Genomic DNA, 25,852 nt, shown 5'->3' on the forward strand with positions numbered 1-25,852 from the left:
CATTGTGGATGTTACAACTGGTTGGGCCTGGCGGCTGGTCCCGTGCCTTTAGAAAAAACTGGCCAGCCTTAACCTCAAGATTCCCCTTTTTTGTTGCAAGTTACACACTCGCACAAATTTTCGTATAATCACTTAAGTTAAATTGTACCCTCTTATAATTGTCATGCTTGATAAGATAGTAACTTATAGTAGTATACTCTAGCTCTAATATAGTCTGCACCCACTGATTTAGCCCATAACGTTCGATGATTTCCATCACTAGATACATGATATTCTATCATCGCAGGCTTTCTAGAATAACTTTGTGTATATTTTCTATCGCAGTGCTTGAAAAGAGCAGAAATCCATCATAATTCATAGGCTCTTTTACATAACCAGCTCTGAGTCCTTTTCTACTAAAAGCGGCTGGCCGATTATTGAAACCAATTCCATTAATCCACCTAAGTGTTTAAGTGATTCGTGGAGACAACAGCCAGGAACTTCTGGATACTGCACAGAACTAACAAAAGAAGAACTAACAAAAGCATTGGAAAAAGCAAATAAAGAAAAATCCCCATTCCTACGGGATAAGGTAATAGAGAAGTTATCAGCTTCTAACTTCAAACCCCTCTCAAGTAAAGAATTGTGAATATGAACAGAGAAATATCTAATTCATAAAACAAAAAGGTGCACTCAATTTAAAGTGTACCTTTTTGTATATCCATATATCCCCATAAAGTTGTGAAAAAATATGTTTGTCTTCTTCCTTTTTGCCGCCAAACAATCCAGAATATTATTGGTAATTCTGAGAGATTACAAAAGCCCTTCCAGTCCGATCTCAATTTTTTTCAAAAACAGAATCTAAGTACGGTTGTGTTTTAATTCCCTCTTCTACAGCGAAATGCTCTATAACTTTAAACTATTCAATTTATAACTTGTATTAGTAAAAGAAGCTGCCAGGTGGCAGCCGGATATTCAATTAAAGCACCCGTTATTCATAATAAACGAAACATCCACATCGCTAACTCGTAAAAAAACGAATAACCAATATAAAGTATTAAAAATAATGCTACCTACTGCAACTCCTCCAATATGTTCTTCCAAAAAATATAAACAAGAGCCTCGATTTTCAAACTGAAATCGAGGAATTCCAATCAACAAATATATATTCTAGACTAGGTCTTGTTAATCCTCGTTGGAAGAGAACGAAAACGTGGATGCCCAGCAAGGATAGAACCTCTCATCTGTTTAACGACAGGATGTTCTGACGAAAAAAACTGATTTTTAGAATCGTAAAGCTCGATTAATTCTCCTTTTTCCAGTACACCCAAAGTATCCGCGATTGAATAGGCCGCTTTAATATCATGTGTAATAAAAAGATAAGATAAGCCGAATTCTTTTTTTAACTCACTTAATAATTCTAAAATTAGTGTTTGATTAACCATATCCAGACTGCTTACGGATTCATCTAAGACGATTAGCAGTGGCTTAAGAGAGATTGCTCTGGCAATATTAATTCTTTGCAATTGTCCACCGCTAAATTGGTGTGGGTATTTTTTTAAATCCTTTTCACTTAGACCTACTTTTTCCAATAACTCAATAACGGTTCTTTTTTGTTCGGCTACGGTTAGTTTTTCATAGTTTTCTAATGGCTCGCCTATAATACGCTCGGCTGTCATTCGTGGATTGACAGATGAATACGAATCCTGAAAGACGACTTGTAGATCTCGGCGTATCTTTTGACGAATATGCTTATCAGCAGTATAGATATCATGCCCTTGAAACAGAACCTGTCCTTGCTGTGGACGTTCCAAGCCAAGAATCACTTTTCCTAATGTGCTTTTTCCAGCTCCACTCGTTCCGAGTAGTCCTAAACATGTTCCTTCGTCAATAGAGAGGGAAATGTCAGTGAGTACTTTTTTAGAATGGTCTTTCCATTTAAAAAACGTATGAGAATTATAGCTATGAGTTACTGCTTTTACTTGTAATAAACTCATTTGTTCACCCCTCAAAAGAATGCAATCTATATATCACAACATATGGGCGATAGGTTCTTCAAGATTTATGCTAAGGCAGGCATTTAGCAGTTTCTTTGTATACTCATGCTGCGGATTATCAAATAGTTCAAACACATTTGCAGTTTCTACAATTCTGCCATGTTGCATAACGACTACATCATCTGCCATTTCAGAAATGACTCCAAGATCATGAGAAATGAGTAAAATGGATGTTCCATATTCAGAACGAATTTTATCCAAGTGGCGAAGTACCTGTAATTGGTTATGAACGTCAAGTGCAGTTGTCGGCTCATCAGCAATAATAACGGAAGGTTTTAAACATGCAGCCATCGCAATCATCACGCGTTGTAGCATACCTCCACTCAATTGAAAAGGATAGCTTTTTAATAGTTTCGCGGGATTTGGCAGGTTTACATTTTGCATCGCATCGATGGCAAGCTCTTTTGCTTGTTTTTTATTCAATGAGGTATGGGACCTGATCATTTCGATAAATTGATTGCCAATTGTAAAAACAGGCGTAAATGAATTCATCGGATTTTGCATGATAAAGGCAATATCCTTGCCGCGAATTTCACGTATTTCTTTATCGTCTAATCCATTTAGTTCTCGTCCTTGGAGGGTAATGTTACCTTCAATCGTCGTTGTTTTCCGATCAAGAAGCTGCAGAATGGACATACTCGTAACGGTTTTACCACTCCCACTTTCCCCAACAAGACCCAGTACCTTCCCTTTTTTCAGTTCAAAACTAATATCCTGAACGAGGGTGGAAGCACCATCATTTGTTTGTACTTGTACATGTAGATCGCTCACTTTTAATACATTCGATCGTTCTGTTCCCAATCTTCTCATTCCTTTTTATTAACGACGTTTGACTCCAAAACGTTCTGATAACGCTTCGCCTAATAAATTGAAGGTGACGACAACGAGCATAATCATCAAACCTGGATATAGCATTAATTCTGGATTCGTCCGAATATACGATTTCCCTTCATGAATCATTGCTCCCCATTCTGGTGTAGGGGGTTGCACACCTAAACCTAGAAACGACATAGCCGATATATCCATGATGGCCCAACCCATTTCTAATGTACCCATAACAGCGAGCGGAGGGAGTACATTTGGAACAATATGTTTCCTTATTATCTTCCATTGAGAAGAACCGCTTATTTTAGCTGCCGCTATATAGTTTTGTTCTTTCAGACTAAGTACCATTCCTCGGAAAATTCTCGCATAATACACCCATTGCACAAGCATCAATGCTATGATGACTTGTTTAAGGCCAGGTCCCAATATACCAACAAGTCCAAGAATGAGCAAAAGATTCGGAAATGCCATAACACCATCACAAAGTCTCATTAGCACCTGGTCCACCCAACCACCTTTATAACCAGCAATGGTTCCAACAATCAAACCGATTCCTAAAGATGAAATAAAGATTAATGTGGCAAATCCTAACGAAATGCGAGCTCCATATAAGATGCGTGATAACGTACATCTTCCTAAATGATCAGTTCCTAATGGATACTCAAAGGAAGAGGGCTGCAGTTTATTAGCTAAATTGACAGCAATAGGATCATTAGGTGCAATCCAAGGAGCCAAGATGGTGATGATAAATAGGAAGCTCAATATTATCGAACAAAGGACAATCACTTTCTGACTTCTCATCATAATACGAAGACTTGTCATCATTGACGTTGCCCTCCTTTTCTGGAGATGCGTGGGTCGATACACATTTGAATTAGGTCAACAATCAAGTTGCTAAAAATGAATAGTCCCGCAGCTAAAAGCACATAGCATTGAATGACAGGAACATCCCGATTAAAAATAGCCTCAATGAAATAACGACCAAATCCTGGCCAGGAAAAGACCGCTTCGACGATAATCGTTCCAGTCAGCAGCTTTCCTAAATTCATCCCCAGTCCAGTAATCATGGGGGATATGGCTATTCTCAATACATGTTTTCCCATAATGACTTTTTCCTGAATCCCTCTTGTGCGAGCAAAAAGGACATAAGGTTCCTGTAAATTTTCAAGAACGCTAGCACGTAATAGTCGAGTATACAAAGCTATTAATGGCAAAGCTAAAGTAACGGAAGGAAGAACCAGATGTTGCCAAGTCCCGATTCCTTCGACAGGAAATAGGTCGAGTTTAACAGAAAAGAAAAAAATCAATAAATAACCAAGCCAAAAAGAAGGGATGGACGCCCCGAAAAAAGAGAGAAGGCGACTAAAATGGTCAATACCACTGTTTTTCTTAATGCCTGCCAAAAATCCAAGAGGGACACTGACCAGGATAGCTAATATGATGCTACCTAAAGCTAACTGAATGGTCGCTGGCATTCGATATGTAACCTCGTCCCAAACAGGTTTATTCGAAAGATAAGATATGCCAAAATCAAATTGGCATATCTTAATAATAGAATTTACATATTGAACATGGAGGGGTTGATCTAAGCCAAACTCATGTCTTTTCTGAGCCAATATCTCATCTGTGGATTGGATATGTGCTGCAGATAAATATGCCTCAGCCGGGTCCACGGGTGAAAGGTGAATCATTCCAAACGTTAGAAGAGTGGCCAAAAGAAAGATGGGAATAATGGCCATAATTCGTTTCAAGATATAAGTGCCCATGAAAACCCTCCTGTAACTTACTTCTCGATGCTAATTCCTGTGAATGGATGTTCATCCCGGTTAGCAGGGAATGTAAAATTAGATACATCTTTTTGGTAAACAGCTATTTTCTTAATATAAGAAATAGGCACAATCGCTCCTTGGTCTTGCAGTGATTCCAAAATAGTTAAGTAAAGTTCTTGACGTTCTTTTTCATCTGTTGTTCCAGGAACATCTGCAATTTGTTTTAACAACTCATCTCTGTTCGGATAAGATGAAATGGCTTCATTAAAACCAAATCCTTCTGAACCAACGACATTTACGAAAGTATGTGGATCATATGGAGCGCCATAGTTACTAAAGAAATTCAATTCAAAATCATTAGCTTTGAATCTTTCAATTTGTACCGTAAGCTCAACTCCAACGATGTTTAATTTAACACCTAGTGCCGCCCACTCAGATTGTAATGTTTCGGCCATTGCTTTTTGAATCGATTCTGCAGAGTCGTACATTAACTCGATTTCAAGTGGTTTCCCGTCTTTCTCACGAACGTTTTTTCCTTTTGGAAGCTTCCATCCTGCTTCATCTAATAAAGCTTTTGCTTTTTCGACATTATAATCAATCGGTGTTACATCAATGTCTGAAGTATACGGGAAGTTTGTCGGTAAAATGAAATCTGCCTTCTCTTCCAACCCAGAAGTAACTCCGTCAACCATTGCTTTTTTATTAAATCCATATTGTAACGCTTGACGAACACGTAAATCTGAAAGTTGTTCTTTCTTCGTATTCATAACTAGTTGTCTTGTCGCAACCGGATCAGAAATACTAGTCTTATAGGTACCTGTTGTTTCTAATTGTTTGAAAGCATCCAGACTGATAACACCTTCACCATAAATAAGGTCTAGGTCACCTTTTTCAAAAGCAAGAACTCGGGTTTCAGCATCAGGAATGATCTTGACTTTGATTTTCTTTACTTTAGGGAGTTCACCCCAATAATTTTCATTGCGTTTGAAAATGGCATATTCATCTGCTTTATATTCTTCCAAAATCCATGGGCCTGTACCGACTGGTTTTGTAACACCTTTAGAAGTGTCACCATCTTTAGGGAATCCAGCATCACCTAAGAATCGGACTGGACGAACAACGGCTAACTCTTGAATAGTAGGATAATATGGCTCCTTTAATGTTAGTTTAAATGTGTTTTGGTCAATTACTTCCGTTTGATCCACTTTCGGAATAAAGCCCAACCAACTATGTAAATCAACATTTTTCAATATAGTATCAAAGTTCTTTTTCACAATTTCAGCATTAAAGCTCGTACCGTCAGAAAATTTCACATCTTGACGGAGGTTGAACGTATATTCCTTCCCATCCTTGGAAATTTCCCAAGATTCAGCTAAATGCGGTTTCAGCTTACCTCCATCTTGGTAGCTGACCAAAGGTTCATATATCATTGATGTAGCGAATAATTGAGAAGGATTATAGACATGCGGATTCATTTCACCTATATCCCTAGGCCAAGCCAAAGTAAGCATGTCTTTACTGTCTTTATTTGAAGTTGAATTTTCTTTTGATTCATTTGTACATCCAAGTAAAAGCGTTGATAAAATTAAAACGATTGCGGATATAAATAACACTTGTTTGCTGTTTCTTCTTTTTGACATAACATTGGTGCCTCCAGTACAATATTGAGAATCATTTTCAATTGTAAAGAGTAACTATATTATTGTCAATATAATGTCGAAACTCTCGAAAAATATAAATATGTTTATAACAAATCATATTTAGAAAAATAGAACCTCAATAGCCTTTTCATCCATGAATGATGATGCTACTCCAAATATTCTTACGTTCGGCCCCTTGTAAAGCCGGTATTGCTCGTGATAGTTAGGAATTTGACCAATATGATTAACATTCCAGATATCCGTTGTGAAGAAGTAATCATCATTCACCTGTTTTTCACAACCATAAGTTGCAATAGTCTTAACCTCAAAAGCAGGATAAAGTCGATATTATTATATCCCTATATTGATTTATGCGTAGAGGATACGATATGTAATTTTCCAATGGAGTTCTCCTTATCAATTAGTAGCTTCCCAATTTCAAAAGCGTGGGCTGCCTTTCCCAATCCTTCCAAATCTCATCTTCGGATGGGTGGAAATAGTATTTAATCGTTGTTTTGATTTGTGAATGTCCCAAACCCTCTTGCACCATTTTGATGTTTTAGGTTTCAAGATAATAAAGGGTACCATGAGAATGCCGAAACATATGTGGTGTTATATGGATTCCGATTTTCCCCTTAAGTTCTTGAAAAGCAGAATAAATATTATAATATTCCATTGGCGTTCCTGGACTTTCACCAGCCAGTTTAACAAAAACAAATTTATGATCCGGTTTATATTCATTAATCACTTCATACAAATAGTCATCGTATATATCCATTAATTCCTGAGAAACGTCTATTTTTCTTTCCCCTGTTTTCTAGCTGTTCTAGATATGTAAAGTAGAATTTTAAAGCCGTACAATAGGCCCGTAAAGTATTACGATGAACATTTACGCTCATATGACAAAAAATATCGAAGAAAAGACCTTTTGTAAGTTCAGTGAACTTACGAAAGGTCTCCTCTAATTGATGAAGTAAAGTTGTTTCAAAAACTGAAAGTTAGCAAAAGGTTAGCATTTCACTAATCTCCATCTTACAAACCCCTATATCAAGGGTTCTAGGCGATGATTACATCATGCCGCCCATAGATTGCGGGGTTTCACCTGATAATATCATGCCATCTAACCCTAATTTAAGCACACTCATGAACATTCGTTCCTCACAAGAATATTCACTCAACAATATGCAAAAATATAGATATCGGCACCCATTCGGCACCTTTTTGGCACCAAGGGTGTTTTTCTTCTATTATATAACTCCACCAACTTTTTTTATCAAACTTTTATATAAAAACTCGAAGTGTATAACATTTAAACCCATCTATTTTAATCAATCTTTATTTAAAAGATGGGTTTCTTCTTTTTATAAAATCAACATTTGCAGCATGCTTTTAATCAAACTTTTATAAAGCAACACTTAATTATCCAAAGATGAGCCCATCAAGTCTTAATAAGATTTCATTTCAGCCATTTTTATTGAACATTTACATCTTCGTGTTCTGTACCTGTAATCACGTCATACCAAGCTTCAATATCCTTTTCAAAATTAGCCGTCTTTTCCCGGTATCTTTGCAGCGAATCCTTTCCTAGCGGCAAGTGAACCGGCGGCTTCTCCGCGTTGGCAACCTTCACGATTGCCTTGGCCAACTTGACAGGATCGCCCGGTTGTTTCTTATTTGCCTGGGTAGCGAATTTTCTCATCTCTCCTACCGTTTGGTCATAATCCGGAATGATGTGACCTGAGCGCGTTAGTGACGCAGCATCCAGAAATTCCGTACGGAAGAAGCCCGGGGCTACTACGGTCGCATGAATTCCAAGCGGAGCTAATTCCAATGCAAGTGCCTCCGTTAATCCTTCAACAGCGAACTTGGTTGAACCGTATACGCCCCAGCCAATATAACCGCTCAATCCTCCAACGGACGAGATATTGATGATATGTCCGGAACGTTTTTTGCGCATATGAGGCAGGACTGCCCGGGTCACATTCAACAAACCAAAAACGTTGGTTTCGAAATTTTTCCTAACCTCTTCAGCAGTAGCTTCTTCAACGGCACTCAGCAGACCGGATCCTGCATTATTTACAAGCACATCAATTTTGCCGAATTTCTGTACGGCTTGATTCGCAGTTGCAATTGCCTGTTGTTCATCGGTGATATCCAGAAGAACAACTTGAAGATTCTCCGGATTTCCTAATTTATCAGCTAAAGACTTCGCCGAGCTACGGACCGTCGCAACAACGTTATCTCCAGTTTCCAACACGGCCTTCAGTATTTCCAAACCAATGCCCCTTGCTGCACCAGTAATAAACCAAACTTTTTGCTTTGTCATGTAGAATCCCATCCTTTTTATTATTTTTGTTGTATGTTATCTACTTGGAAACCTAGGAATCTTATCAGCAAGGAGATATTCTGCATATTGCCGAGAGCTCTCAACTAATTCTCCCTCGCTTTTATCATCCGTATCAAAGATGGTAAAAGGTATCAACAAATCGGTTTCGATTAAATTGCTCGTAGCATGGAAGGGGCTAAGGAGTTCATGAATCGTATAGAGATCGCCTCCTCCAGGCTGATAATCCATTTCTGAACCACCGATAGAAATAGCCAGACCCAGCTCCTTCCCCCGCAGTTTCCCTCCTTTTGACGTGTAGCCCCACGCCATGAGTCAGTACATCATCCAACCACTTCTTGAGAAGCGGAGGTGAACTATACCAATAGAACGGAAATTGAAAAATGATCCGTTCATGCTGCATGGCAAGTTCTTGTTCTCTTTGAACATCAATCCGCCAATCCGGATAGGAAGCGTATAGATCATGAACGGTGATCTTATCCGGATACTTCTTAACTTCCTCCAACCAAGTCTTATTCACGCGAGATGTGTCCAAGTTAGGATGAGCGACAATTAACAATGTCTTCATCATTTTCCCTCCCTTCGTTCGATCTCATGCCTGCTGACAAGTTAACTTTATCGTACTTTAAGCGATGGTGCTTATCTGTGTAGTTCAAACCATTTGTCTATTTAGCTCAAGTTCGATGTCCAGCTACCTGCCGAATTGTAACCTGGGGAAATAAAAAGGTTTCTTAGAGTAACAATGCGATCGGTTGGATGATTTGCAATAATATTTAACTCAACATTTCACCCCCCTTAGAATAGTCGTAGGCGCCGTTTGATGGCCCATGCCAGCTTGCTGCTCTTAAGGTAGTTATTTTGAATCGCACTAGCAAAGTTGTACGGACTGGCTTAATATTATGTTATGGAATAGCGAGGAGGGGTATAAATGATTGTACGTTCCGAAAAGATAATGAAAGTACCACAGGGTTTAACCAATGATGTTCATCAAATAGCGTTAAAGTTGAATGGGTTAACGGTCTTTGAGTCCTGCGTTTATTTGGAAAGTAAAGCAGGTTCATTATTTCTAGAAGACCACCTGCTATTATTCGTGCTCAATGGTACATACACCGTTCGTTTTGGGAACCAAGTACATACTGTCCGCAAAGATGAAATGGTTTTATTGCAAAAATCTATTGTCATTGAATATGAGAAATCTGGCGAGGACGGATCGGAAAACCGTCTTGATTACATGATGTTTTTCTTGAAAGATGAAATACTAAACGATTTTATCAAAATGGCGAATGTAATGCCTGTTTATCCCTCGGTTATGGTCCCAATATCGGTCTTGTCAGTTAATGAAAGGCTCATTCACTTTATAGAATCGTTAAAACTGATGATTAAAGAACCAGACCGAATTAATCCTGGTTTAATTAAAATTAAATTGTTAGAGTTGCTGTTTGATCTCGCAGACGCAGATGACAAGTTATTGTTTCAGTTTTTGCAAATAAAACGCAAAGAAAAAAGGCATATTACTGAGATCATTGAAGAAAATTTGTTCAATCCAGTATCTTTAAACGATCTTGCCTATTTGTCAGGGCGGAGTTTGTCATCCTTTAAACGTGATTTTCAATCAATCTACAACACTTCGCCCCTTCAATGGATTCGAAATCGTAAATTAGATCGTGCCAAGGAATTACTTGCAAATTCGGCATTGTCGGTTACAGATGTTTGCTACTCAACAGGATTTGAAAATGTGACTCATTTCTCAAAGGTCTTTAAAAAAAGATTTGGCATGCCTCCATCCATGGTAAGAGGGCGTCATTTGCAAACGTAAAATTAAATTGTGGATGGAGAAGAGATCCAGAATGGCCAAGAATTGACCTATTCAAAGGAACCCTCAATTATCTTGTAAGAGTGGAGCAAGACAAGGACTGGTGTGTGGTGAGAGAAGAGATTGCATCCTCACCTCCTCAGATACTTTCAACTCTACAAAGTACGGATGGCCAAAGTTAACCTTATAAGCCGACATCCCTTTCTAAATAGGAAGGGATGTTTAAGTTACTATGCACATTGCTAATCTTAGCTGATGCAATGTGCAAAAGAATCAAAAAATCCACCAACCAGTCTATCAGGTAAAGCAGAAAATGGATCATGGATGTATTTATTTAATCTGGAGCTGCTGAAAACCAATATGTATGTGAAACAAATTTGTAACTATCTAAATTGATTAATAATCAATGCGATGATCTTATTTAAATCAAGTGGATGATGTACAATGATGCTTCCCCAGAGAATTCCCCCCACTGTTGTCACCCCGATAAAAATAAACCATTCCTTTTTATTCAACTTTCGTACTCGGTTTAATATCATCAAACCACCGCTGAGAAACAGTGTATATAAGACTAACATTCCGATCATGCTGGTTTGTCTCTCCTCTGTATTTTATATAGCGTCTGTAACCAAGAACCAATAATCAGAATGGTCGGAACAATAACAGCGTACAACATATAGTAGCTAAATAAATAATTTTCAATCCATTCGATGTTCTCTATCACGTTGGTAAATAAAAGAGAGTAACCGGAGATGATCCATACTAGTGGAAAGGCTACTATGTCGCGTCTTTCAATTTTAAATAGCTGGCAAAGCCCGAGGACTGCACAATAAAACAATAAGCTTAATTTTAGACATAATAAAAGAAGAATATTAATCGAAAGAATCGCCTCTAAATGTTCCAAAAATCCCGAAAACTGCATTTCACGAAAAATGGTGTAAACTGGGTATATAAGATGTGAGCCTCGATCGACTCCTAAAATGCCAATCGTCATGTATACACAGATAGAAAGGATAACACCAGCGGAGCTAATTCCTAAAAAAAATGCCGTTTTCAATCTGCTCTTAACAAAAGGGAAGAGCATCATAAACATAATGGTTTCCATAAAAGGAAACGCAAGTGCATATTTTGTATGAAGGATCGTAGTCCAAAGCTGAAAGTCAAAAGGGACATGGAAAGTCCGCAAGTCCCAATCCTTTAGCATGACCGTGAATGGAATCCAGAAAGCCACAATAATATACGGTGTAACAAGCTCACTTACCATTGCGATCGACTCAATTCCTTTTACGACGGCATATGCACAAACGAGCAACAACACTACATTGAAAATGGAAAGGGGAGTTCGTGGCATAAGGTTATTATGCATAAAATCACTTAAGTTACGTGTTACCCAAGATGCAATTTGGATGAAATAGAGAATGTAAAGAAAGGCGATCATTCCACCCGCCCATTTACCAAGGACTTGTATCGCAATCTGAACGAGGCTTTTTCCAGGGTGAAGTTTGGATAAGTATAGCCAAAAACCCGCCAAAACCAACCCATACAAGAACGACCAAACACAAACAATCCAGCTGTACTGCTTTGCATCTTCCATAAGTTTTCCTGGTAACATAAGGAACGTTGTAGCGCAGACAAAAGTAAAAGTTAAGGTGATCATCTGCCATCCACTTAGTCGAGCATTTTCCATTTTCTTATTCACTCTTTTCTACTTTGTATGGGGATCCAGTATTTCCTATGGTTGTTACCTTGGAGTTCACTACAAACGCAACAGGAAACTCTTTCCAATTTTTAATGTTAACGCCTTCATCCTGAATACCTAACAGATCCCATTCTTTATCTTTACCCAACTGATCAAGGGACTTTGCTTTCTCTTTCAGCGTTCGATTAAATGCCGATTCTACTTCATGAAGATTGTCTGCGGTCATTGGTTTAGGTTGTTTACTGTTAATGATCCGCAGTTCAGCACGAATCTTTATAGTTAAACGAGAGGAAGAACGGTCGAATTCCCTATTCAATTTCACATCCTGCACCTCTACATCGACATTCTCTCCATTCACTTCAATCGATTCTACAAATTTCTTAAGCTTGTCATTCAAGATAAAAAAATACTTTTTTGTATCAAAATCAATTCGGCCAACCATGCGGCCATTAAGGAAAACCGCTCCATCCTCAAAACTCATAGCCTCTGTACTTGCGTTGATGTTTTCCATTCTATCTGTTTTAGAAGCAGGCTGTTCGCTTTTATAGTGCAGAATCGGAATGATTGTCGGTTGATGATAATTAATCGCTTTTGCCAAATCTCTAAAACGTGTAGGCATAATACTGTTACGATAACTGCGTGCATGAAGGTCAAACATTGATTTAACAAACCGGCCTGGCACTCTTTCCAGAAAGGTATAACTGTTCATGACTGTGGATAGCGGGGAATCTGTCACTACAATATTCACATTCGTCCGACGCTCAGGATCGCGTTCCAGAAAGTTAATTAAATCTAATAAACCTTGCTGAGCATAACGTTCAGATACGATATATAACTGTACATGAGGGGTGTAAAACAACCTTGGCATTACCGAGCTTGTTTTTTCCGCAAATCTCCCGGAACTATATTCCTTTAATTTATATGTATAAACGGCACCGCCACTTGCGCCGCCTGATTTGGTTGAAACGCCTGAGGGGTTAATAATCTGGTAATAAGCAGTAATCATTCCCGTACTCGGGTCTTTGTCGGCTCCAGCTATGTTGACAATCGCTAATTGATTGATTTCCTTCATATCCCAGCAGCCGGAACAGAACAAGAGAATTAATAATGTAAGATAGGATCTTCTCATTCTTCACCCTCCTTTAATTTTTTTTCATAAAACGTACGAGGAATGCGTTTCAATAAAAATCGAGGGAACCGAACAAAAGTATCCTTCCAATCGGAAAAGGCCAAAGGTGCCAGTGGGGTCATATACTTGACTCCAAATGATCGTATCGATACTAAATGAATTAAAAGAAAATATAAGCCAACCATGATTCCAAAGAAACCCAGAAACCCAGCTAATAGCATAAAAGAAAATTGAACAATTCTTTGAGCAATGCTGAAACTGTAGTTAGGAGAGACGAAATTAGAGATAGCCGTAAAAGAAACAACAATAACCATCGCTGCAGAAATGAGTCCGGCTTCCACCGCTGCCTGTCCTAAAACGAGTGCGCCGACGATAGAGATGGATTGGCCGGCAATACGTGGCATACGAAGCCCGGCTTCACGTAAAATCTCGAATGTTACAATCATGATAATCGCTTCAATAACCGCGGGGAACGGCACTTCCTCACGTTGGGCTGCCAAGCTGATTAATAGTGAGGTTGGCAGTAATTCTTGGTGATAGCTTACCACTGCGATATAAAGAGATGGTACGAATATGGAAAACAAAAAAGCAAGCATGCGCAGCCAACGCGTGAGTGTGGCAATATCTGCTCGCTCGTAATAGTCCTCTGGGGATGAAAACATTTGAAAAAAGGTTATGGGCCCGTATAAAACCATAGGTGTACCGTCCGTAATAAGCGCAACTTGTCCCTCGAGTAATTTTGCTGCAATAGAATCTGGTCTTTCTGTACTTACTAGTTGAGGAAAAGGTGAAAATGTCTTATCTTGGATCCATTCTTCAATATAAGCGCTCTCCAAAATACTATCAGCTTGAATGGAATGAAGGCGTCGACGGAACTCATCTAAAATTTTCGCTGATCCCACATTGTTGAGATAAGTTAGGTACACTTTCGTCCTTGTTGCAGATCCTATCGTAAATGGCTCAAATATTAGGTGTTCGTTTTTTAATCTCTTTCTGATCAGAGCGACATTTCTTGCTGCATCTTCAACGAAACCCTCTCTTGGACCACGAACGGAAGCCTCCCCTGTTGGTTCCGAAATACTTCGAAATTGTTCATTTGAGACATCATAACTTAGATAAGTATTTCCACAGGCCGGAATAAGAAGACAATGACCTTCAAGAAGATCGGAAATACCTTCGTTGGATCCGGATAATTCTTTCCATTGAATAAGGGGGATTATTTTTTTCAACCAGTTAATTGGAGTATGTTTTGACGCTTTTATGTTCTGATCGTCTTCAGAAATGGGTTTCAATAGCATTTCATCGACCTGATTCGTCGTTACGATCGATGCAAGATAAATGCAGTAAAGGCTGGATCCCTCAGCGGCTTCTATTTTTTTACATATAAAATCAGGTGATTTTCCTAGACGTCCCGTGATTTCTTCAACAGTGATACCAGCTTTGTTAACCCTTAACATAAAAAATCCCCCCTTCTAAAAAGACTACCTTCATTTTTTACTGTGGGGGATTTATTATGCAAAATTTCAATAAAAAGTCTCGAAAATATTAATTGTATTATTGTAAAAGTGATAATAATGCTTTATCAATTTATTGAATTTAATTAATTAATTTCTAAATAAAAATGTCCACTTTTTCTTTAGCAAAAAGTAGTCATTTTTATTTACAAAAGTTCACTAATAAAGATAGCTTTACTATTACCAAGGCATGATTATGTTTGTGTAAAATGAATATTTTGAGCCTGAAATCCATTCCGTTTTTGTGAGTTAATATTTTATTTGAATTTTTCCGATTGAATAATAGTCACAAAAATTATCTTGTTCTTATATCCTTTTAGGAAGTTCACCTACTATAATGGGGTCTAGATGTAAATTTTATTAAAAGAAAACGAATAATAAATCCAATTCCTAACCCTGGAAATAAAGAAAGCATTGGAAGCCAAATCGGACCAAATAATATACCGAAAATTAAAAGCAAATGGAAGAAACGACTTTATTGTAAATAATTAAACAACTTTATTATTACTTAACAGTAGAGTCTCGATTGATGCGAATTGAGAACGCGTAATAAGTTCGTCTTTCCTCGTGTTGGCCCTTTAGTGGATTACATTTTGCGCTAAAAAACAACAATCATAATTGACTGGTGGTTTATATGTCTGTAAAGAGAACTACTGAAATAGGTTTTAATGCTTAATATCCATACCAAACATTTCAGTGGATAGTTCATCAATTAGTCTAAAAAGCTATTAGTATTCATTTTATCTCTATTGTTAACTTGTGTACTAGCTATAAGGGAATACACTGTTTTATTGTCTTCTCTGTTATAAATAAACTGAAATAATTCTCTGGTATCTTGTTCAAGTATCTCTAAGCGAAACTTCTTTATAACTAAAAAAGTAAGGGAGGAATTGTAATGGCCTATGTAAAAAAATACGAAACTAAAAAAAGGTGATCGGTGGATGTATGTTGTAGAGAATGGCATCGATCCACAGACTGGCACACGTAGAAGGATTGTTAAAAAGGGATTTATTAAACAGAAGGACGCTAAGGACGCTCTTAAAGAATTCGAACGTAAAACAAGTGGTAAAAAATTTGAACATACAAATATAACTTTTGAAGAAATGGCAGAAGAATGGCTTGATGTCTATAGTGAGACAGACGTAAAGATTAGTACTATTCGTGTTAGAAACCACGAAATAGTGCATTTAAATCGGTATTTTGCTAAGTATATGATCAAAGATATCACTAAAAAAATGTATCAAAACGCATTAAATAATTTGAAGAGAAAAAAATAGCCCATAATACCATTTCTGGTATTCACGGAACAGCAAGAATGATCTTTAAACGAGCATTAGAACAAGATTTACTTCTTGCTGATCCGACAGAATATGCTTTTATCCCAAAAGACAAAAAGACAGTAGAGGACATAGAGAACCAAAAAGTTGAAGAGAAGTATTTAGAAAAACATGAATTAAGGGATTTTCTAGAAACAGCTAAAACTAAAGGTGAAATTGATGATTATGTTATCTTTTTAACTTTAGCATGGACAGGTCTCAGAGCTGGTGAATTAGTAGCCCTTAAGTGGAAGGACATTGATTTTGAAGAAAATACGATCAATATTACAAAGACTTACTATAATCCAAAGAATAATACCGAAGATTATAAATTGCTTCCTCCCCAGACTAACGGTTCAATACGTAAGATTGATGTAGAAGATGAAGTTATTAATGCCCTCCATAAACATAGATTGAAGCAAAAAGAAATCAAACTACAAGTTGGCAAAGAGTACTATGATAAGGATTTTGTTTTTGGAAGGTTAAATTCTCCTTATTTCGGTTATCCACATTTTATTAAGACTATAGAAAATCGAATGGAAAGCTTGTTAAAAAAAACACCCTCTATTAACAAACGATTAACACCTCATTCTTTAAGACACACCCATATATCTTTGTTAGCAGAAGCTGGTGTTGAATTACTTCAAATTATGGATCGACTTGGTCACACAGAAGATGAAACAACTACACAGGTTTATTTACACATTACAAAAGACAGAAAAAAAGAAGCTTCTCAAATGTTTGCTCAACTAATGAGAAGCCTCTAATTATAATTTCGGATCGGTTCGGGCACCTTTTCGGCACCTAAAATGATGATTCCACCTACAAACCCTTAATATATAAGGGTTTTATAAGCTAAATTACATCATGCCGCCCATATTTCCACTATGCTGTAACATTTTTAACGTGAGTTAACATATGCCAATTAACCCGCATCATCAAACGTTTTTAATATGATTCGTAATGTAACATCTTTAACTTAATTTCATGGATTAACACAGGGTTATGTTACCCTTTTGTTACTCCACTTTTATCATTATAGGGTATGATAAATAGGCATTTATATTGAACCAATATCTATTTCTACTTAAACTAAAACCCATCCATAGTTAAAGTATCTAAACTTTTTAGACCGTATTTTTTACGCTCTTATATTCGTTTATATAATAGGAAGAAAAACAAAATTATACAATCCTTTTTATACCGAGGTTTAGCCCGATTTTATTTAAAAAAGGGAAATGAAATTATATACTTTTCTATATGTTTCGTGACCAAAATGTGATCAAAAAATAAGACACCCACCTTCCTGGTGGGTGTCTATTTCATTATTTTTTTAAATGAACTTTATATCATTTTGCTCTTATTTCCTCTTTCCTTCTTCATCACTGGCTCTGTATAAATAATGCAAAAATTTATCGTATAACTTATCTAGTAGGATGTTTCTTCCCGTTTTACCTATTACAATATATAATCATATCTCATATGATCTGCTTAAATATACCAAAACATTCAATTTAAACATTCTTACCTGTTCCTGTTGACCCAAATCCCCCTTCAGATCTTTCTGTTTCGGTTAACATAGATACCTCTTTAATATCTACTTTAATAACTGGTTTTATCACCATTTGAGCTATTCTCATTCCTTTTTCAATTATAAAAGGTTGATTTCCGTGGTTAATAAGAATTACGCCAACTTCACCCTTGTACCCCTCATCAATTGTACCAGGTGAATTTAGAACTGTTATTGAGTTTTTTAGTGCTAGTCCACTTCTAGGTCTAACTTGCGCTTCGGTATTTTCAGGCAATTCTATTTGAATACCCGTTTTGACTAGTGCTGTTTCCCCAGGATTAATAGTTTTTAATTCAACAGAGTGTAAATCCATTCCAGCGTCACCTGGGTGTGCATATCTTGGAATTATCGCTTCTTCATTAATTTTTTTAATTTTTAAAGTTGGTTTCATAATTAAATCATCCTTTTTTGAATAATGAATTGTATATAGCAATGAGCAGCTGCATAGTGGCCACTATTAGAGAACTAAAAATAATTATGCGTACTGTGGTTTGATTTCCACTTAACTGCCAAATATATATAAAAATTGTTAATAATAAACCGGCGGCAAGAACCCATTTCCAAAAAGTAATCCATCTTTTCCGATCAATAATTTTACTTGTTGTTCTCCTTGCCATTTCAGTATAGAAGTTTAGTGTCTGAGAAAATCTTTGGTAATTATTAATAAATTGATTCTTTCCATCGGACTCTTGTTTTAATTGAACGAATTTAAGAGAACCTATATTATCAATTATTTGTTTTAATTTATTATAGTGACTTTTTTTATTTTTCCAAGGTCTCCAGAATTTCCATTTACATGGTTCATCAATAACATTTTTTAAAAGATCAAATCGCCCTGGTGGATTATTATGCTTTTCATTTGGTTCTTCTGCTAGCCTTTGTAAAACCAGGGTAACAAAGGCCCGGTGAACAAATACTCTATTTTTATTGTTTTTTTATCCTTCTTAAACTTGGTTCTGATATTCTTTCTATTCATTAACTTTATAGAAGTATCCTGTTCCTCAATAATTTCACCGAGAACCATTTTAATTTTCTTTTTCGTAGGGTTATTAACTGAGACGAGTAAAGTAGCATTTTTAAAGATTCGATAATATAAGGTCCTTTATAAAGCATGATACAGGCAGCTTGCTTTCCACAGGATGCATCTGTCATTTCTGCACGGGAAGGATTTCCGGTTTTTGTTAATTTTTCTAAAACCCCTGTTGCCCAAATCACAGGAATATAAGCGGCGGAATAAATTTTAAGGATTTCTTCCTGCACAATTGGTAAATTTTCCAAACCAACCTCCACAGCTAAATCGCCTCTGGCAATCATAATTCCAAAACTGCTAAACTTTAAGCCTTCAAGGATAATTCTTGCTAATTGATGGACGGCATCCTGTGTTTCAATTTTTGCAACAACCGCGATATTCGTTCCGGAAATTCTTTCAATTTCCTCTCGAAGTTTTTTCAGGTCTAGTGGAGTGTGGACAAATGAAATCCCCAAAATGTCGGCATTCCCTATAATAAAGGGTAAATCACGAATGTCTTTTTCTGTTAAAGCAGGTACATTTAAACTTGGAAGGGAATCAGGTAGGGATGTGGATAAATATTTAAAATGGGTTGCAGGCGTTGTATGCACCCAAAACTATGACGGTTTTATCTATAATTATGCATTGTATAAAAATGGAAAAACTCAGTTATATGAAATCAACCCATGGAACCATGATGGCACTTGGGGAAGAAATATTCGCGGACGGCTGATGGAATACGATTACGTCCCTTTCACTGGCTATAATACCCTTACAGCAAGACTCCTTCATCTAACACCTTTTAAACGAAAATATAAGGATATTCTTTCCAATATTTTGGAGAATGATTTTAATACTCAAGTACAAGTGCCCATAATTAAAGATCTTTTTGAGACTATCAAGCCGTTTATGAGTTTTGACTCGTATATTACTGCAAATCCCGAAACTTTAGAGAAGGAAAAAGAAGTCATTTTTGATTTTATTGAGAAGAGAGGTTCCTACATTAAAGAAGAATTAACAACATTTATCAAGTAGAAGTATATGGTCATGGATCATATACTTCTTTTTGCTTTTTTAAGTATCTATTAATAATTTCTACTAATATTAATACTTACTAGCAAATTTTTATGTAAATATAACAAGCTTAATAGAGTGTTTTAATAGTTTATGAAATTTAAAAAACCCTTAAATTATATCCAAAATTTAAGGGTTAACAAACGGTTTTTATATTCAACCATAGCCGTTTTAATTGAAACCTGCTATTGATTTTGAATAATCTAATGGAGCTGTAACAACTTTCAAATACAATTGCTTATCTGAGTTTATGAAATCCTTATGATTGTTCATAGGACTGATATTGATCAGCCATACATTCTGGATTTCATCAAAAATAATGTGAATGCCCAGTTCAGCGTAGTTTCCGCCAAAATTCTCCATATTTTTACAAGCAATGATGCAAAGTTCTATGATTTCCTGCTCCTTTAAAAAAACATCTCTTTCATCCATTTGAAATAACTTCCTAAAAGTATCTCTGCCATTTAAAATAAATGCTGTCTTATTGGAATTAGAAGGCGTAATTCCTTTTTCACCAAATCGAGCAGCGATATAAGAGCATTTCCAATGCATCGTTGCATTTTTCTGCATCATTACGAAAAAATCAACGCTTCGTTCATCGAATCTCGTAGCAGAAACAACCTGCTGAACGATATACATTTCGTTTGATAATAGGACATTCAAAAATTTCATTACTTCTTCACTGTTATCAAAAATAATTTCATCAGAAAAATTATCGACGAAACGATATTCTTCACCTGTTTTTTCAACCCTGAAAAAATTTTGTCCCGTTCCTGCTTCGACGGGCTTAATAAAAGCTGTTCCAAATCTGTCTAACATCTCCTCAAGGTTTTGAATGTCTTCCAACAACTCAGTATATGGCAGGTGTTCTAAAAGGTGTTTATCCGTGTTAAGCCATTCCCATAATTCCCACTTATTATATAAATGTGTGTTCACCATACATTTTCCCAAAACTGAAACCATTTGATAATAATCCTTTTTGTTTACATTAATTTGAAGGTATAAAGTATCGGGAAAGGGAAATGTACCAAATTTCCAGACAACTTCTTTTTCATCACACTCTCCCTGATAATAATAACCCTCGATTGTTTGATTAGAATAATTGATACTATCTACCGCACAAATAAAGATTAGGCCTTTGACATCGTTATAGCTTGTAAAATAACTTAAATATTGATTTAATGCCGCTATATTCATATCCTGTTTTTCCCTAAATGCAAGAAATCCAATGACAGGACCTATGTGAATATTCCTGCTGTGTATTTTCAATTCATATTGAAGCTGATCAGGAAGTTCAAAAGGAATATCTAGCGCACTTGATACTCCAATAGAATAATCTGGCAGGTCCTTGTGAAATTCTACATCCACCTCATTTTTCCATTTGCCAATATTCACGATCATCCTGCGATGCCGTGCATCACCTGCCTTTAACAAAGCATCGGGAAGTTGGATCAGTTGGTCTTTTTTCATAGGCATCCTTTTTATATAATGACTCATGGCAAATCCTCCGGGAAACCAGCAAGTCTTTTTGCATAAAGCATATTCAACCGTTTTATTTGATAAAAAAGCTGTCTGTCATTGATATCCAGAGCAAACAACGGACTAGGATTCAGGTTGTTCATTTCAATAATCCATACGTTTCTAGAGGTGTCAATCGCGACATCTATCCCTAAATTTCCACAATGCACGCCGCACTCCTCAATTCGGTCCGCAGCCTTAAGGACGATTCTACTAATTTCTTTTCGAAACCGATAAACCTCTTCATCTGACAAACCGAATATTTTTTGAATGGTTATTTCTCCAATTTCGGCAGTACCTCCAGCAAGAATATTGGTTACAATGCTTCCTTGCTGCCCATATTTTGCAACCATACACATATCTTCCCAAACACCTGATTGGTTTTTCACCATAACAATACGGAAATCAATTCTTTTTCCCTCATAGGAAATCAAATCAAGTGCCTGCTGGAGGATGATTATTTTCCTCTTGAATTGGCTTTTGAAATATGCGTCCAGCTCTTGAATGTTTGAAAATTGCTTTTCATGCGGAACACCGTTTTGATGATATTCTAACTTTAGTCCATTTACCCCATTTTTTGATACCTTAAATATCCGGTCTCCCATGCTGCCATGAACTGGTTTTACAAATATTTCATTATAAATGCCCAGGAGGAAATCAAGATCCTCGTCATGATTATAAATCATAGTTTTAGGCAGATAGGGAAGGAACTCTGAAGATTCACTTAACCATTTATACATCTCCCATTTATTAAACACATAGCTATTAAAGAAACGGCTGCCGAAAACGGTTTGAAAATGATTTCGCCAATATTTATTTAAAAAGATAATTTTGAATACAGATGCAGGATAGGCAAACACGCCTGGCTCCCATTTTTTCATTTCTGAATTATATAAATAACCTTCGATTGTGTTTTCAATTGGATTGATGCTTTCGAGTGAGAAAGCCAAGGCCGCTCCTCCGATATGATCGTAATCATATAAATAATTGGATAAATACTGTACACTTTCATCCAAACTAGACTTTTTAGATGCTGTAAGGATTCCGATATAAGGTCCGAGGAGAATTTCGTTATTCTCCCGGCGAATTTCAAAACGACAGTTCAGCGGGATCCTTAGATTTTCAATGACATCGACTGATATTTTTAACTCGTTTTCTTCTAAAGAAGAGGATGTTCTAAGCTTTATTTCTAAAGCTTGAATACCAAAGCGCAGAAACCATCTTTTTCTGGCAGTAATATTATTCTGTTTTGCCATATTCGGATGTATGGTTATGCAGTTTAGTGCATTCAGGTCCGGAATGATGTTGAATTTTGTTCTCATCTTGCCCCTCCCTGCCAAAACCTGCCACCTGAGCAGAATATAGAATTGGCTCATAGCAAATCCGCTGATAAATTCTCTTATCCAACTCTTTAAATCCTTTAAACGCTGGTCGGACATTCGCTTCTATAAACCAAAGATGTTGTTGCTGGTCAAGTGCTAAATCCAAACCAAATTCAGCAAAATGATGTCCTGTTTCATCCATTATTTTGCAAAATTCAAGCGAGATTGATAAAATTTCTTTTTCGATTTGATCAATATCCACCTTCGTACCAAACGCCAGTTCCAAAGCCTCGTTTAAGTAAAGCGCCCTGCCTCCGTTCGAAATATTTGTAATCATCCTGCCAATAGGAGCAAGTCTGCACTCGATTCCATTACAAAGCCACTGATTACTTCCGTTCTTTTGCATTACCACTCTGATATCCCATGGTCTGCCATCAATTTTGGCCAAATTTATATAGGGCTGGATAATATATTCATTTTGTTGGTATATGCCCTTTCTTAAATACTCCTCTAATTGAGTTTGATGAATAATAAAATCGTTATATAGTTGATGATCGTGAATTTCTATCCATCCGTTGGGTTTCTCAGAAATAATTGAAATGCCTCTGCCTCTAGAAAGATTTTTGGGTTTCAGGATCACTTTTTTATATCGATGAAGAAACGTTATAAGATTTGTTAAATTCAAAACCACCGTTTCTGGTATTATGGGATTTAGGTATTCATTATCCTTTATTCGATTATAAATCTCCCATTTATCAAATCTAACGTCATTAAAAACCGTCCAATTAAATTCATCTTTAAACTGATTTACAAAATTATTTCGAGAGTTAAACCCTCTTCGATAAACGACAGAAGGTATAGGCAATTTTCCATACTCCCATTTTTGAGAAATAAAATTAAAAAATTGCCCGAAAATACATTTATCATTCCAATCAATTGAACAATATCGGAAAGAAACGAATAGTCCACCTACTTGTTCATAAACTCCCATGGCATCCGTCAGTTCCTTCATTCGGCGGTGATGATAATAAAAATGCTGATCGCCTAACAAGAAGCCAATAACTGGGCCAATATGAATTGTGGAATCGGAATAATACATTTGATAAGTGGCCGATGTATGAAGCAGTAGTTCTTCAATCGTACCTTGGGACATTTGAAAAATTGCTGGATTTTCAAAATGAATTCCAGTTGAAGATAAAATGGCAGGATTTGCTTTTACTGTTATAGGAATTTCTTTTTGGCCAAAGATCAGTTTGGTCTTGGTTTTTAATTTGTCGGCCATTTCCTTTGAAGTATAAATAATATGTTGGAAAAGATTTGAAGAATCAGCAGCACCTCGCTCAACGGTTATCCAATCCATTTCACTGCACCCTTTTCGTTACATAATTATTCATTAGATTATACAGATAATGAAACGTATTATTGAGAAGTCTTAATTGAGTATCCACATCAAGAAGCTGAAAAAAGGTTTGATCTTGTTCGAAACCGCTAACATGAATCAAATAGGGGCAATTGTTTTCATCAAAAATAAAGTCAAATGTGTAACTTCCAATAAAAGGGATATAATAATCTAAAAACCTGCAGATTTGGATTGAAACATCTGATAGTTGATCTTCGTTTACTTGACTTATTAAATCGCAAATCGCTCCGATTGATTTAGAATGAGACAACTCTTTCCTTGAAAAAATTCCTTTTTTAACTGCCAGGTCTGTAATGGACCATTCGCCCTTCTCACTTCTCTGCAGAAATATCTTTGTCTCTAACGGATCATTTCCCATTCTCAAAAACTCGATTCCTTTAAATAAGAGATATTTCTTTTTGTTTATCATTTTTTTTATATAACTAACTATATCGTCCTTTTTTCGGAGCTGCCCATTTTGTCCGATGTAAATCATATAGTCGTTGTTGTGAATTTTTTTGATTACAACAGCTTTTGGCGGGTGAAATGAATGATCCGGCAGAAGAAAAAATGTATCATATTTGTGTGCATAATCGCTTAAGGTGGAAGGAGTAAATGATGTTGATGGCAAGAGATAGGGCTGAAAGGATGGGCAGGAAGTTAACATTTCGAAAATGATTCCTTGTATAAATCGATTTACAGGATTTATAACAGTAATAGCTTCCATTTTCCTTAAATTGCGCATTTTATCAATTTTATCAGCTGTTGAATGGAGAGCAAAATTATAAATATAAGCTGGTACTTTACATCGTCCTTGACTAATCTGGTCACCCGTAATCAGTGTGCCGGTAACGACAAGTTCTTCTAAATCCAAATGATCTAAAGTAAAGAGAACCAGTTTTATATTTTTGGTTTTTGACAAATGACTGAATTGTTCAATCATCATATTATAAAGCTGCTCTTGCTTTTTTTCATGATAGATGAAACCAAAATCAACGGTATCGGATTGCACGTTCTTCACCTCTTTTTGTTGCAATGGGTAAAAAGTCAATACTTTATTTTATGAGAAGAATTCACAAATATATGCCCAAAACCGAATTCCACTAGCAAAATCAAAAAAAAATAAAGGACTTGATGACGTTTAGTAAAAGTATGCAATAATCATAGGTTTAAGGGCATGATAATAGGATTTTGAGGCGGCAGTACATAACTCTTCGGAATTACTGGCCCATTATCTTTGTGATCAGCAATTTCCACACCAGGTGTCCACGAGCCTTCCGGAAGGATCCGTTGTGCATTATAGAAATGCTTCCCATACCAGTGTTTATATTTACTAATAATCCCGATGGCAGTTGGTACTCCTCGGGTTGTGCAGATAACCGATGGTTTCCCGTCAATTTGCCCCATATATATGCCAACATGACCGATGAAATACGTTCCGTCAGCTCTTTCCTTCCACCAGGTTAAAATATCCCCTATCCGCAGATTTTCAACACCATCAAGACCCCAATATGAATCAATTAGTTTATGACGAATTCCTTCTATTCTTTTTCCAATTGATTCATATTTTTTAGATACCCCTGTTAATTTAAAGCCAAAATCACCAAACACTAATTTGGTGAATCCCGAACAATCAATAACTCCATGGGAGTGATAGGAATTATAACCATTTCCATAAACTGTATAGCCATGATGCATATACCAGATCGCTCTTTCCACAATTTGGTCAGCCAGACTGCCTTTTAAATTTCGATAGGTTTCCCGATATTTATCTACTTTCACTAATTCTTTTTGGTCATAGTCATTGTAATTCTTGTTGTACTTAGCGATTGCTTCATCAGTTGATAACAAGACAAATGAGACACTCATTACTTA

Annotated in this window: 22 protein-coding genes and 2 pseudogenes; 5 read left to right on the forward strand and 19 right to left on the reverse strand. The window is 36.5% G+C overall.

What is annotated here, in order from left to right; translation table 11 throughout:
• Positions 1–448: 448 nt before the first annotated feature.
• Positions 449–657 (forward strand): annotated as a pseudogene (locus QFZ73_RS09395) (3-hydroxyisobutyrate dehydrogenase); the annotation flags it as partial.
• A gap of 497 nt (positions 658–1,154) precedes the next feature.
• Here the strand turns inward: QFZ73_RS09395 and nikE are convergent.
• From nikE to QFZ73_RS09435, 8 genes and pseudogenes are all read right to left on the reverse strand, one after another.
• Positions 1,155–1,976 carry a nickel import ATP-binding protein NikE gene (gene nikE, locus QFZ73_RS09400; RefSeq protein WP_251435097.1) on the reverse strand — a complete coding sequence of 274 codons (822 nt, stop codon included), beginning with the start codon at positions 1,974–1,976 and terminating at the stop codon, positions 1,155–1,157.
• Positions 1,977–2,009: 33 nt separating this feature from the next.
• On the reverse strand, positions 2,010–2,837 hold the full coding sequence (gene nikD / locus QFZ73_RS09405; protein WP_307265606.1) for a nickel import ATP-binding protein NikD: 828 nt from the start codon (positions 2,835–2,837) through the stop codon (positions 2,010–2,012).
• Positions 2,838–2,855: 18 nt separating this feature from the next.
• Positions 2,856–3,686 carry a nickel ABC transporter permease subunit NikC gene (nikC, locus tag QFZ73_RS09410; RefSeq protein WP_251435103.1) on the reverse strand — a complete coding sequence of 277 codons (831 nt, stop codon included), beginning with the start codon at positions 3,684–3,686 and terminating at the stop codon, positions 2,856–2,858.
• Positions 3,683–4,627 carry a nickel ABC transporter permease subunit NikB gene (gene nikB, locus QFZ73_RS09415; RefSeq protein ID WP_251435108.1) on the reverse strand — a complete coding sequence of 315 codons (945 nt, stop codon included), beginning with the start codon at positions 4,625–4,627 and terminating at the stop codon, positions 3,683–3,685. The genes nikC and nikB overlap by 4 nt, the downstream gene beginning before the upstream one ends.
• 17 nt (positions 4,628–4,644) lie before the next feature.
• On the reverse strand, positions 4,645–6,270 hold the full coding sequence (gene nikA, locus QFZ73_RS09420; RefSeq protein ID WP_307265610.1) for a nickel ABC transporter substrate-binding protein: 1,626 nt from the start codon (positions 6,268–6,270) through the stop codon (positions 4,645–4,647).
• A gap of 559 nt (positions 6,271–6,829) precedes the next feature.
• Entirely contained in the window at positions 6,830–7,048 is a 219-nt protein-coding gene (locus QFZ73_RS09425; RefSeq protein ID WP_251435114.1) for a tyrosine-type recombinase/integrase, read from the reverse strand.
• A gap of 693 nt (positions 7,049–7,741) precedes the next feature.
• Positions 7,742–8,596: an oxidoreductase gene (locus QFZ73_RS09430; RefSeq protein ID WP_307265612.1), complete on the reverse strand. Its 855-nt coding sequence runs from the start codon at positions 8,594–8,596 to the stop codon at positions 7,742–7,744.
• A 36-nt stretch (positions 8,597–8,632) separates the two neighbouring features.
• Positions 8,633–9,185: pseudogene (locus QFZ73_RS09435) on the reverse strand (NAD(P)H-dependent oxidoreductase).
• 357 nt (positions 9,186–9,542) lie between these two features.
• Between QFZ73_RS09435 and QFZ73_RS09440 the strand changes: the two are divergent.
• A complete protein-coding gene (locus QFZ73_RS09440) occupies positions 9,543–10,430 on the forward strand; it encodes a helix-turn-helix domain-containing protein (RefSeq protein WP_307265614.1) in 888 nt (295 codons plus the stop codon).
• Between the two features lie 380 nt (positions 10,431–10,810).
• Here QFZ73_RS09440 and QFZ73_RS09445 read toward each other — a convergent pair whose 3' ends face one another.
• From QFZ73_RS09445 to QFZ73_RS09460, 4 genes are read right to left on the reverse strand one after another with little or no spacing between them, the layout of a single operon-like run.
• Positions 10,811–11,014 (reverse strand): hypothetical protein, encoded by a 204-nt coding sequence (locus QFZ73_RS09445; protein WP_307265616.1) that lies wholly within the window; start codon positions 11,012–11,014, stop codon positions 10,811–10,813.
• A complete protein-coding gene (locus QFZ73_RS09450) occupies positions 11,011–12,114 on the reverse strand; it encodes a GerAB/ArcD/ProY family transporter (RefSeq protein ID WP_307265618.1) in 1,104 nt (367 codons plus the stop codon). Before QFZ73_RS09450 ends, QFZ73_RS09445 begins: the two co-directional genes overlap by 4 nt.
• Before the next feature lie 4 nt (positions 12,115–12,118).
• The gene (locus tag QFZ73_RS09455) at positions 12,119–13,255 is read right to left on the reverse strand and encodes a Ger(x)C family spore germination protein (RefSeq protein ID WP_307265620.1); all 1,137 of its coding nucleotides are present in this window, start codon (positions 13,253–13,255) and stop codon (positions 12,119–12,121) included.
• Positions 13,252–14,712 (reverse strand): spore germination protein, encoded by a 1,461-nt coding sequence (locus tag QFZ73_RS09460; RefSeq protein WP_307265622.1) that lies wholly within the window; start codon positions 14,710–14,712, stop codon positions 13,252–13,254. Before QFZ73_RS09460 ends, QFZ73_RS09455 begins: the two co-directional genes overlap by 4 nt.
• A 998-nt stretch (positions 14,713–15,710) precedes the next feature.
• On the opposite strand from QFZ73_RS09460, the gene QFZ73_RS09465 reads away from it, so the two are divergent.
• Positions 15,711–16,046, forward strand: coding sequence for an Arm DNA-binding domain-containing protein (locus QFZ73_RS09465; RefSeq protein WP_307265624.1), 336 nt, complete (start codon positions 15,711–15,713; stop codon positions 16,044–16,046).
• A 38-nt stretch (positions 16,047–16,084) separates the two neighbouring features.
• Positions 16,085–16,852, forward strand: coding sequence for a tyrosine-type recombinase/integrase (locus QFZ73_RS09470; RefSeq protein WP_307265627.1), 768 nt, complete (start codon positions 16,085–16,087; stop codon positions 16,850–16,852).
• Between the two features lie 747 nt (positions 16,853–17,599).
• Here the strand turns inward: QFZ73_RS09470 and dut are convergent.
• Positions 17,600–18,046 carry a dUTP diphosphatase gene (dut, locus tag QFZ73_RS09475; RefSeq protein ID WP_307265629.1) on the reverse strand — a complete coding sequence of 149 codons (447 nt, stop codon included), beginning with the start codon at positions 18,044–18,046 and terminating at the stop codon, positions 17,600–17,602.
• Between the two features lie 590 nt (positions 18,047–18,636).
• Positions 18,637–19,275: a pyruvate kinase gene (locus tag QFZ73_RS09480; protein WP_307265630.1), complete on the reverse strand. Its 639-nt coding sequence runs from the start codon at positions 19,273–19,275 to the stop codon at positions 18,637–18,639.
• On the opposite strand from QFZ73_RS09480, the gene QFZ73_RS09485 reads away from it, so the two are divergent.
• Positions 19,178–19,699 (forward strand): CotH kinase family protein, encoded by a 522-nt coding sequence (locus tag QFZ73_RS09485; protein WP_307265632.1) that lies wholly within the window; start codon positions 19,178–19,180, stop codon positions 19,697–19,699. The genes QFZ73_RS09480 and QFZ73_RS09485 overlap by 98 nt on opposite strands.
• 210 nt (positions 19,700–19,909) lie before the next feature.
• Here QFZ73_RS09485 and QFZ73_RS09490 read toward each other — a convergent pair whose 3' ends face one another.
• The 5 genes from QFZ73_RS09490 to QFZ73_RS09510 all read right to left on the reverse strand — a co-directional run bounded on the left by QFZ73_RS09490 (position 19,910) and on the right by QFZ73_RS09510 (position 25,846).
• On the reverse strand, positions 19,910–21,133 hold the full coding sequence (locus tag QFZ73_RS09490) for a YheC/YheD family protein (RefSeq protein ID WP_307265635.1): 1,224 nt from the start codon (positions 21,131–21,133) through the stop codon (positions 19,910–19,912).
• A 98-nt stretch (positions 21,134–21,231) separates the two neighbouring features.
• Positions 21,232–22,578 (reverse strand): YheC/YheD family endospore coat-associated protein, encoded by a 1,347-nt coding sequence (locus QFZ73_RS09495; protein ID WP_307265637.1) that lies wholly within the window; start codon positions 22,576–22,578, stop codon positions 21,232–21,234.
• Entirely contained in the window at positions 22,496–23,938 is a 1,443-nt protein-coding gene (locus QFZ73_RS09500) for a YheC/YheD family endospore coat-associated protein (protein ID WP_307265639.1), read from the reverse strand. The genes QFZ73_RS09495 and QFZ73_RS09500 overlap by 83 nt, the downstream gene beginning before the upstream one ends.
• 1 nt (position 23,939) lies before the next feature.
• Positions 23,940–24,989, reverse strand: a complete 1,050-nt coding sequence (locus tag QFZ73_RS09505; protein WP_307265641.1) for a YheC/YheD family protein — start codon at positions 24,987–24,989, stop codon at positions 23,940–23,942.
• 149 nt (positions 24,990–25,138) lie between these two features.
• Positions 25,139–25,846 (reverse strand): NlpC/P60 family protein, encoded by a 708-nt coding sequence (locus QFZ73_RS09510; protein ID WP_307265642.1) that lies wholly within the window; start codon positions 25,844–25,846, stop codon positions 25,139–25,141.
• Between the last annotated feature and the right edge of the window lie 6 nt (positions 25,847–25,852).

Source organism: Peribacillus sp. V2I11, from assembly GCF_030817135.1.
Classification (GTDB): Bacteria; Bacillota; Bacilli; order Bacillales; family DSM-1321; genus Peribacillus; species Peribacillus simplex.

What these genes read in the sequence shown, in the direction of transcription:
- QFZ73_RS09440 (WP_307265614.1), top strand. Translation starts at nt 9,543, where the DNA reads ATGATTGTACGTTCCGAAAAGATAATGAAAGTACCACAGGGTTTAACC.
- QFZ73_RS09500 (WP_307265639.1), bottom strand. Translation starts at nt 23,938, where the DNA reads ATGGATTGGATAACCGTTGAGCGAGGTGCTGCTGATTCTTCAAATCTT.
- QFZ73_RS09460 (WP_307265622.1), bottom strand. Translation starts at nt 14,712, where the DNA reads ATGTTAAGGGTTAACAAAGCTGGTATCACTGTTGAAGAAATCACGGGA.
- dut (WP_307265629.1), bottom strand. Translation starts at nt 18,046, where the DNA reads ATGAAACCAACTTTAAAAATTAAAAAAATTAATGAAGAAGCGATAATT.
- QFZ73_RS09485 (WP_307265632.1), top strand. Translation starts at nt 19,178, where the DNA reads ATGTCTTTTTCTGTTAAAGCAGGTACATTTAAACTTGGAAGGGAATCA.
- nikC (WP_251435103.1), bottom strand. Translation starts at nt 3,686, where the DNA reads ATGATGACAAGTCTTCGTATTATGATGAGAAGTCAGAAAGTGATTGTC.
- QFZ73_RS09455 (WP_307265620.1), bottom strand. Translation starts at nt 13,255, where the DNA reads ATGAGAAGATCCTATCTTACATTATTAATTCTCTTGTTCTGTTCCGGC.
- QFZ73_RS09510 (WP_307265642.1), bottom strand. Translation starts at nt 25,846, where the DNA reads ATGAGTGTCTCATTTGTCTTGTTATCAACTGATGAAGCAATCGCTAAG.
- QFZ73_RS09450 (WP_307265618.1), bottom strand. Translation starts at nt 12,114, where the DNA reads ATGGAAAATGCTCGACTAAGTGGATGGCAGATGATCACCTTAACTTTT.
- nikA (WP_307265610.1), bottom strand. Translation starts at nt 6,270, where the DNA reads ATGTCAAAAAGAAGAAACAGCAAACAAGTGTTATTTATATCCGCAATC.
- QFZ73_RS09425 (WP_251435114.1), bottom strand. Translation starts at nt 7,048, where the DNA reads ATGGATATATACGATGACTATTTGTATGAAGTGATTAATGAATATAAA.
- QFZ73_RS09430 (WP_307265612.1), bottom strand. Translation starts at nt 8,596, where the DNA reads ATGACAAAGCAAAAAGTTTGGTTTATTACTGGTGCAGCAAGGGGCATT.
- nikB (WP_251435108.1), bottom strand. Translation starts at nt 4,627, where the DNA reads ATGGGCACTTATATCTTGAAACGAATTATGGCCATTATTCCCATCTTT.
- QFZ73_RS09465 (WP_307265624.1), top strand. Translation starts at nt 15,711, where the DNA reads ATGTATGTTGTAGAGAATGGCATCGATCCACAGACTGGCACACGTAGA.
- QFZ73_RS09445 (WP_307265616.1), bottom strand. Translation starts at nt 11,014, where the DNA reads ATGATCGGAATGTTAGTCTTATATACACTGTTTCTCAGCGGTGGTTTG.
- QFZ73_RS09495 (WP_307265637.1), bottom strand. Translation starts at nt 22,578, where the DNA reads ATGAGAACAAAATTCAACATCATTCCGGACCTGAATGCACTAAACTGC.
- nikE (WP_251435097.1), bottom strand. Translation starts at nt 1,976, where the DNA reads ATGAGTTTATTACAAGTAAAAGCAGTAACTCATAGCTATAATTCTCAT.
- QFZ73_RS09470 (WP_307265627.1), top strand. Translation starts at nt 16,085, where the DNA reads ATGATCTTTAAACGAGCATTAGAACAAGATTTACTTCTTGCTGATCCG.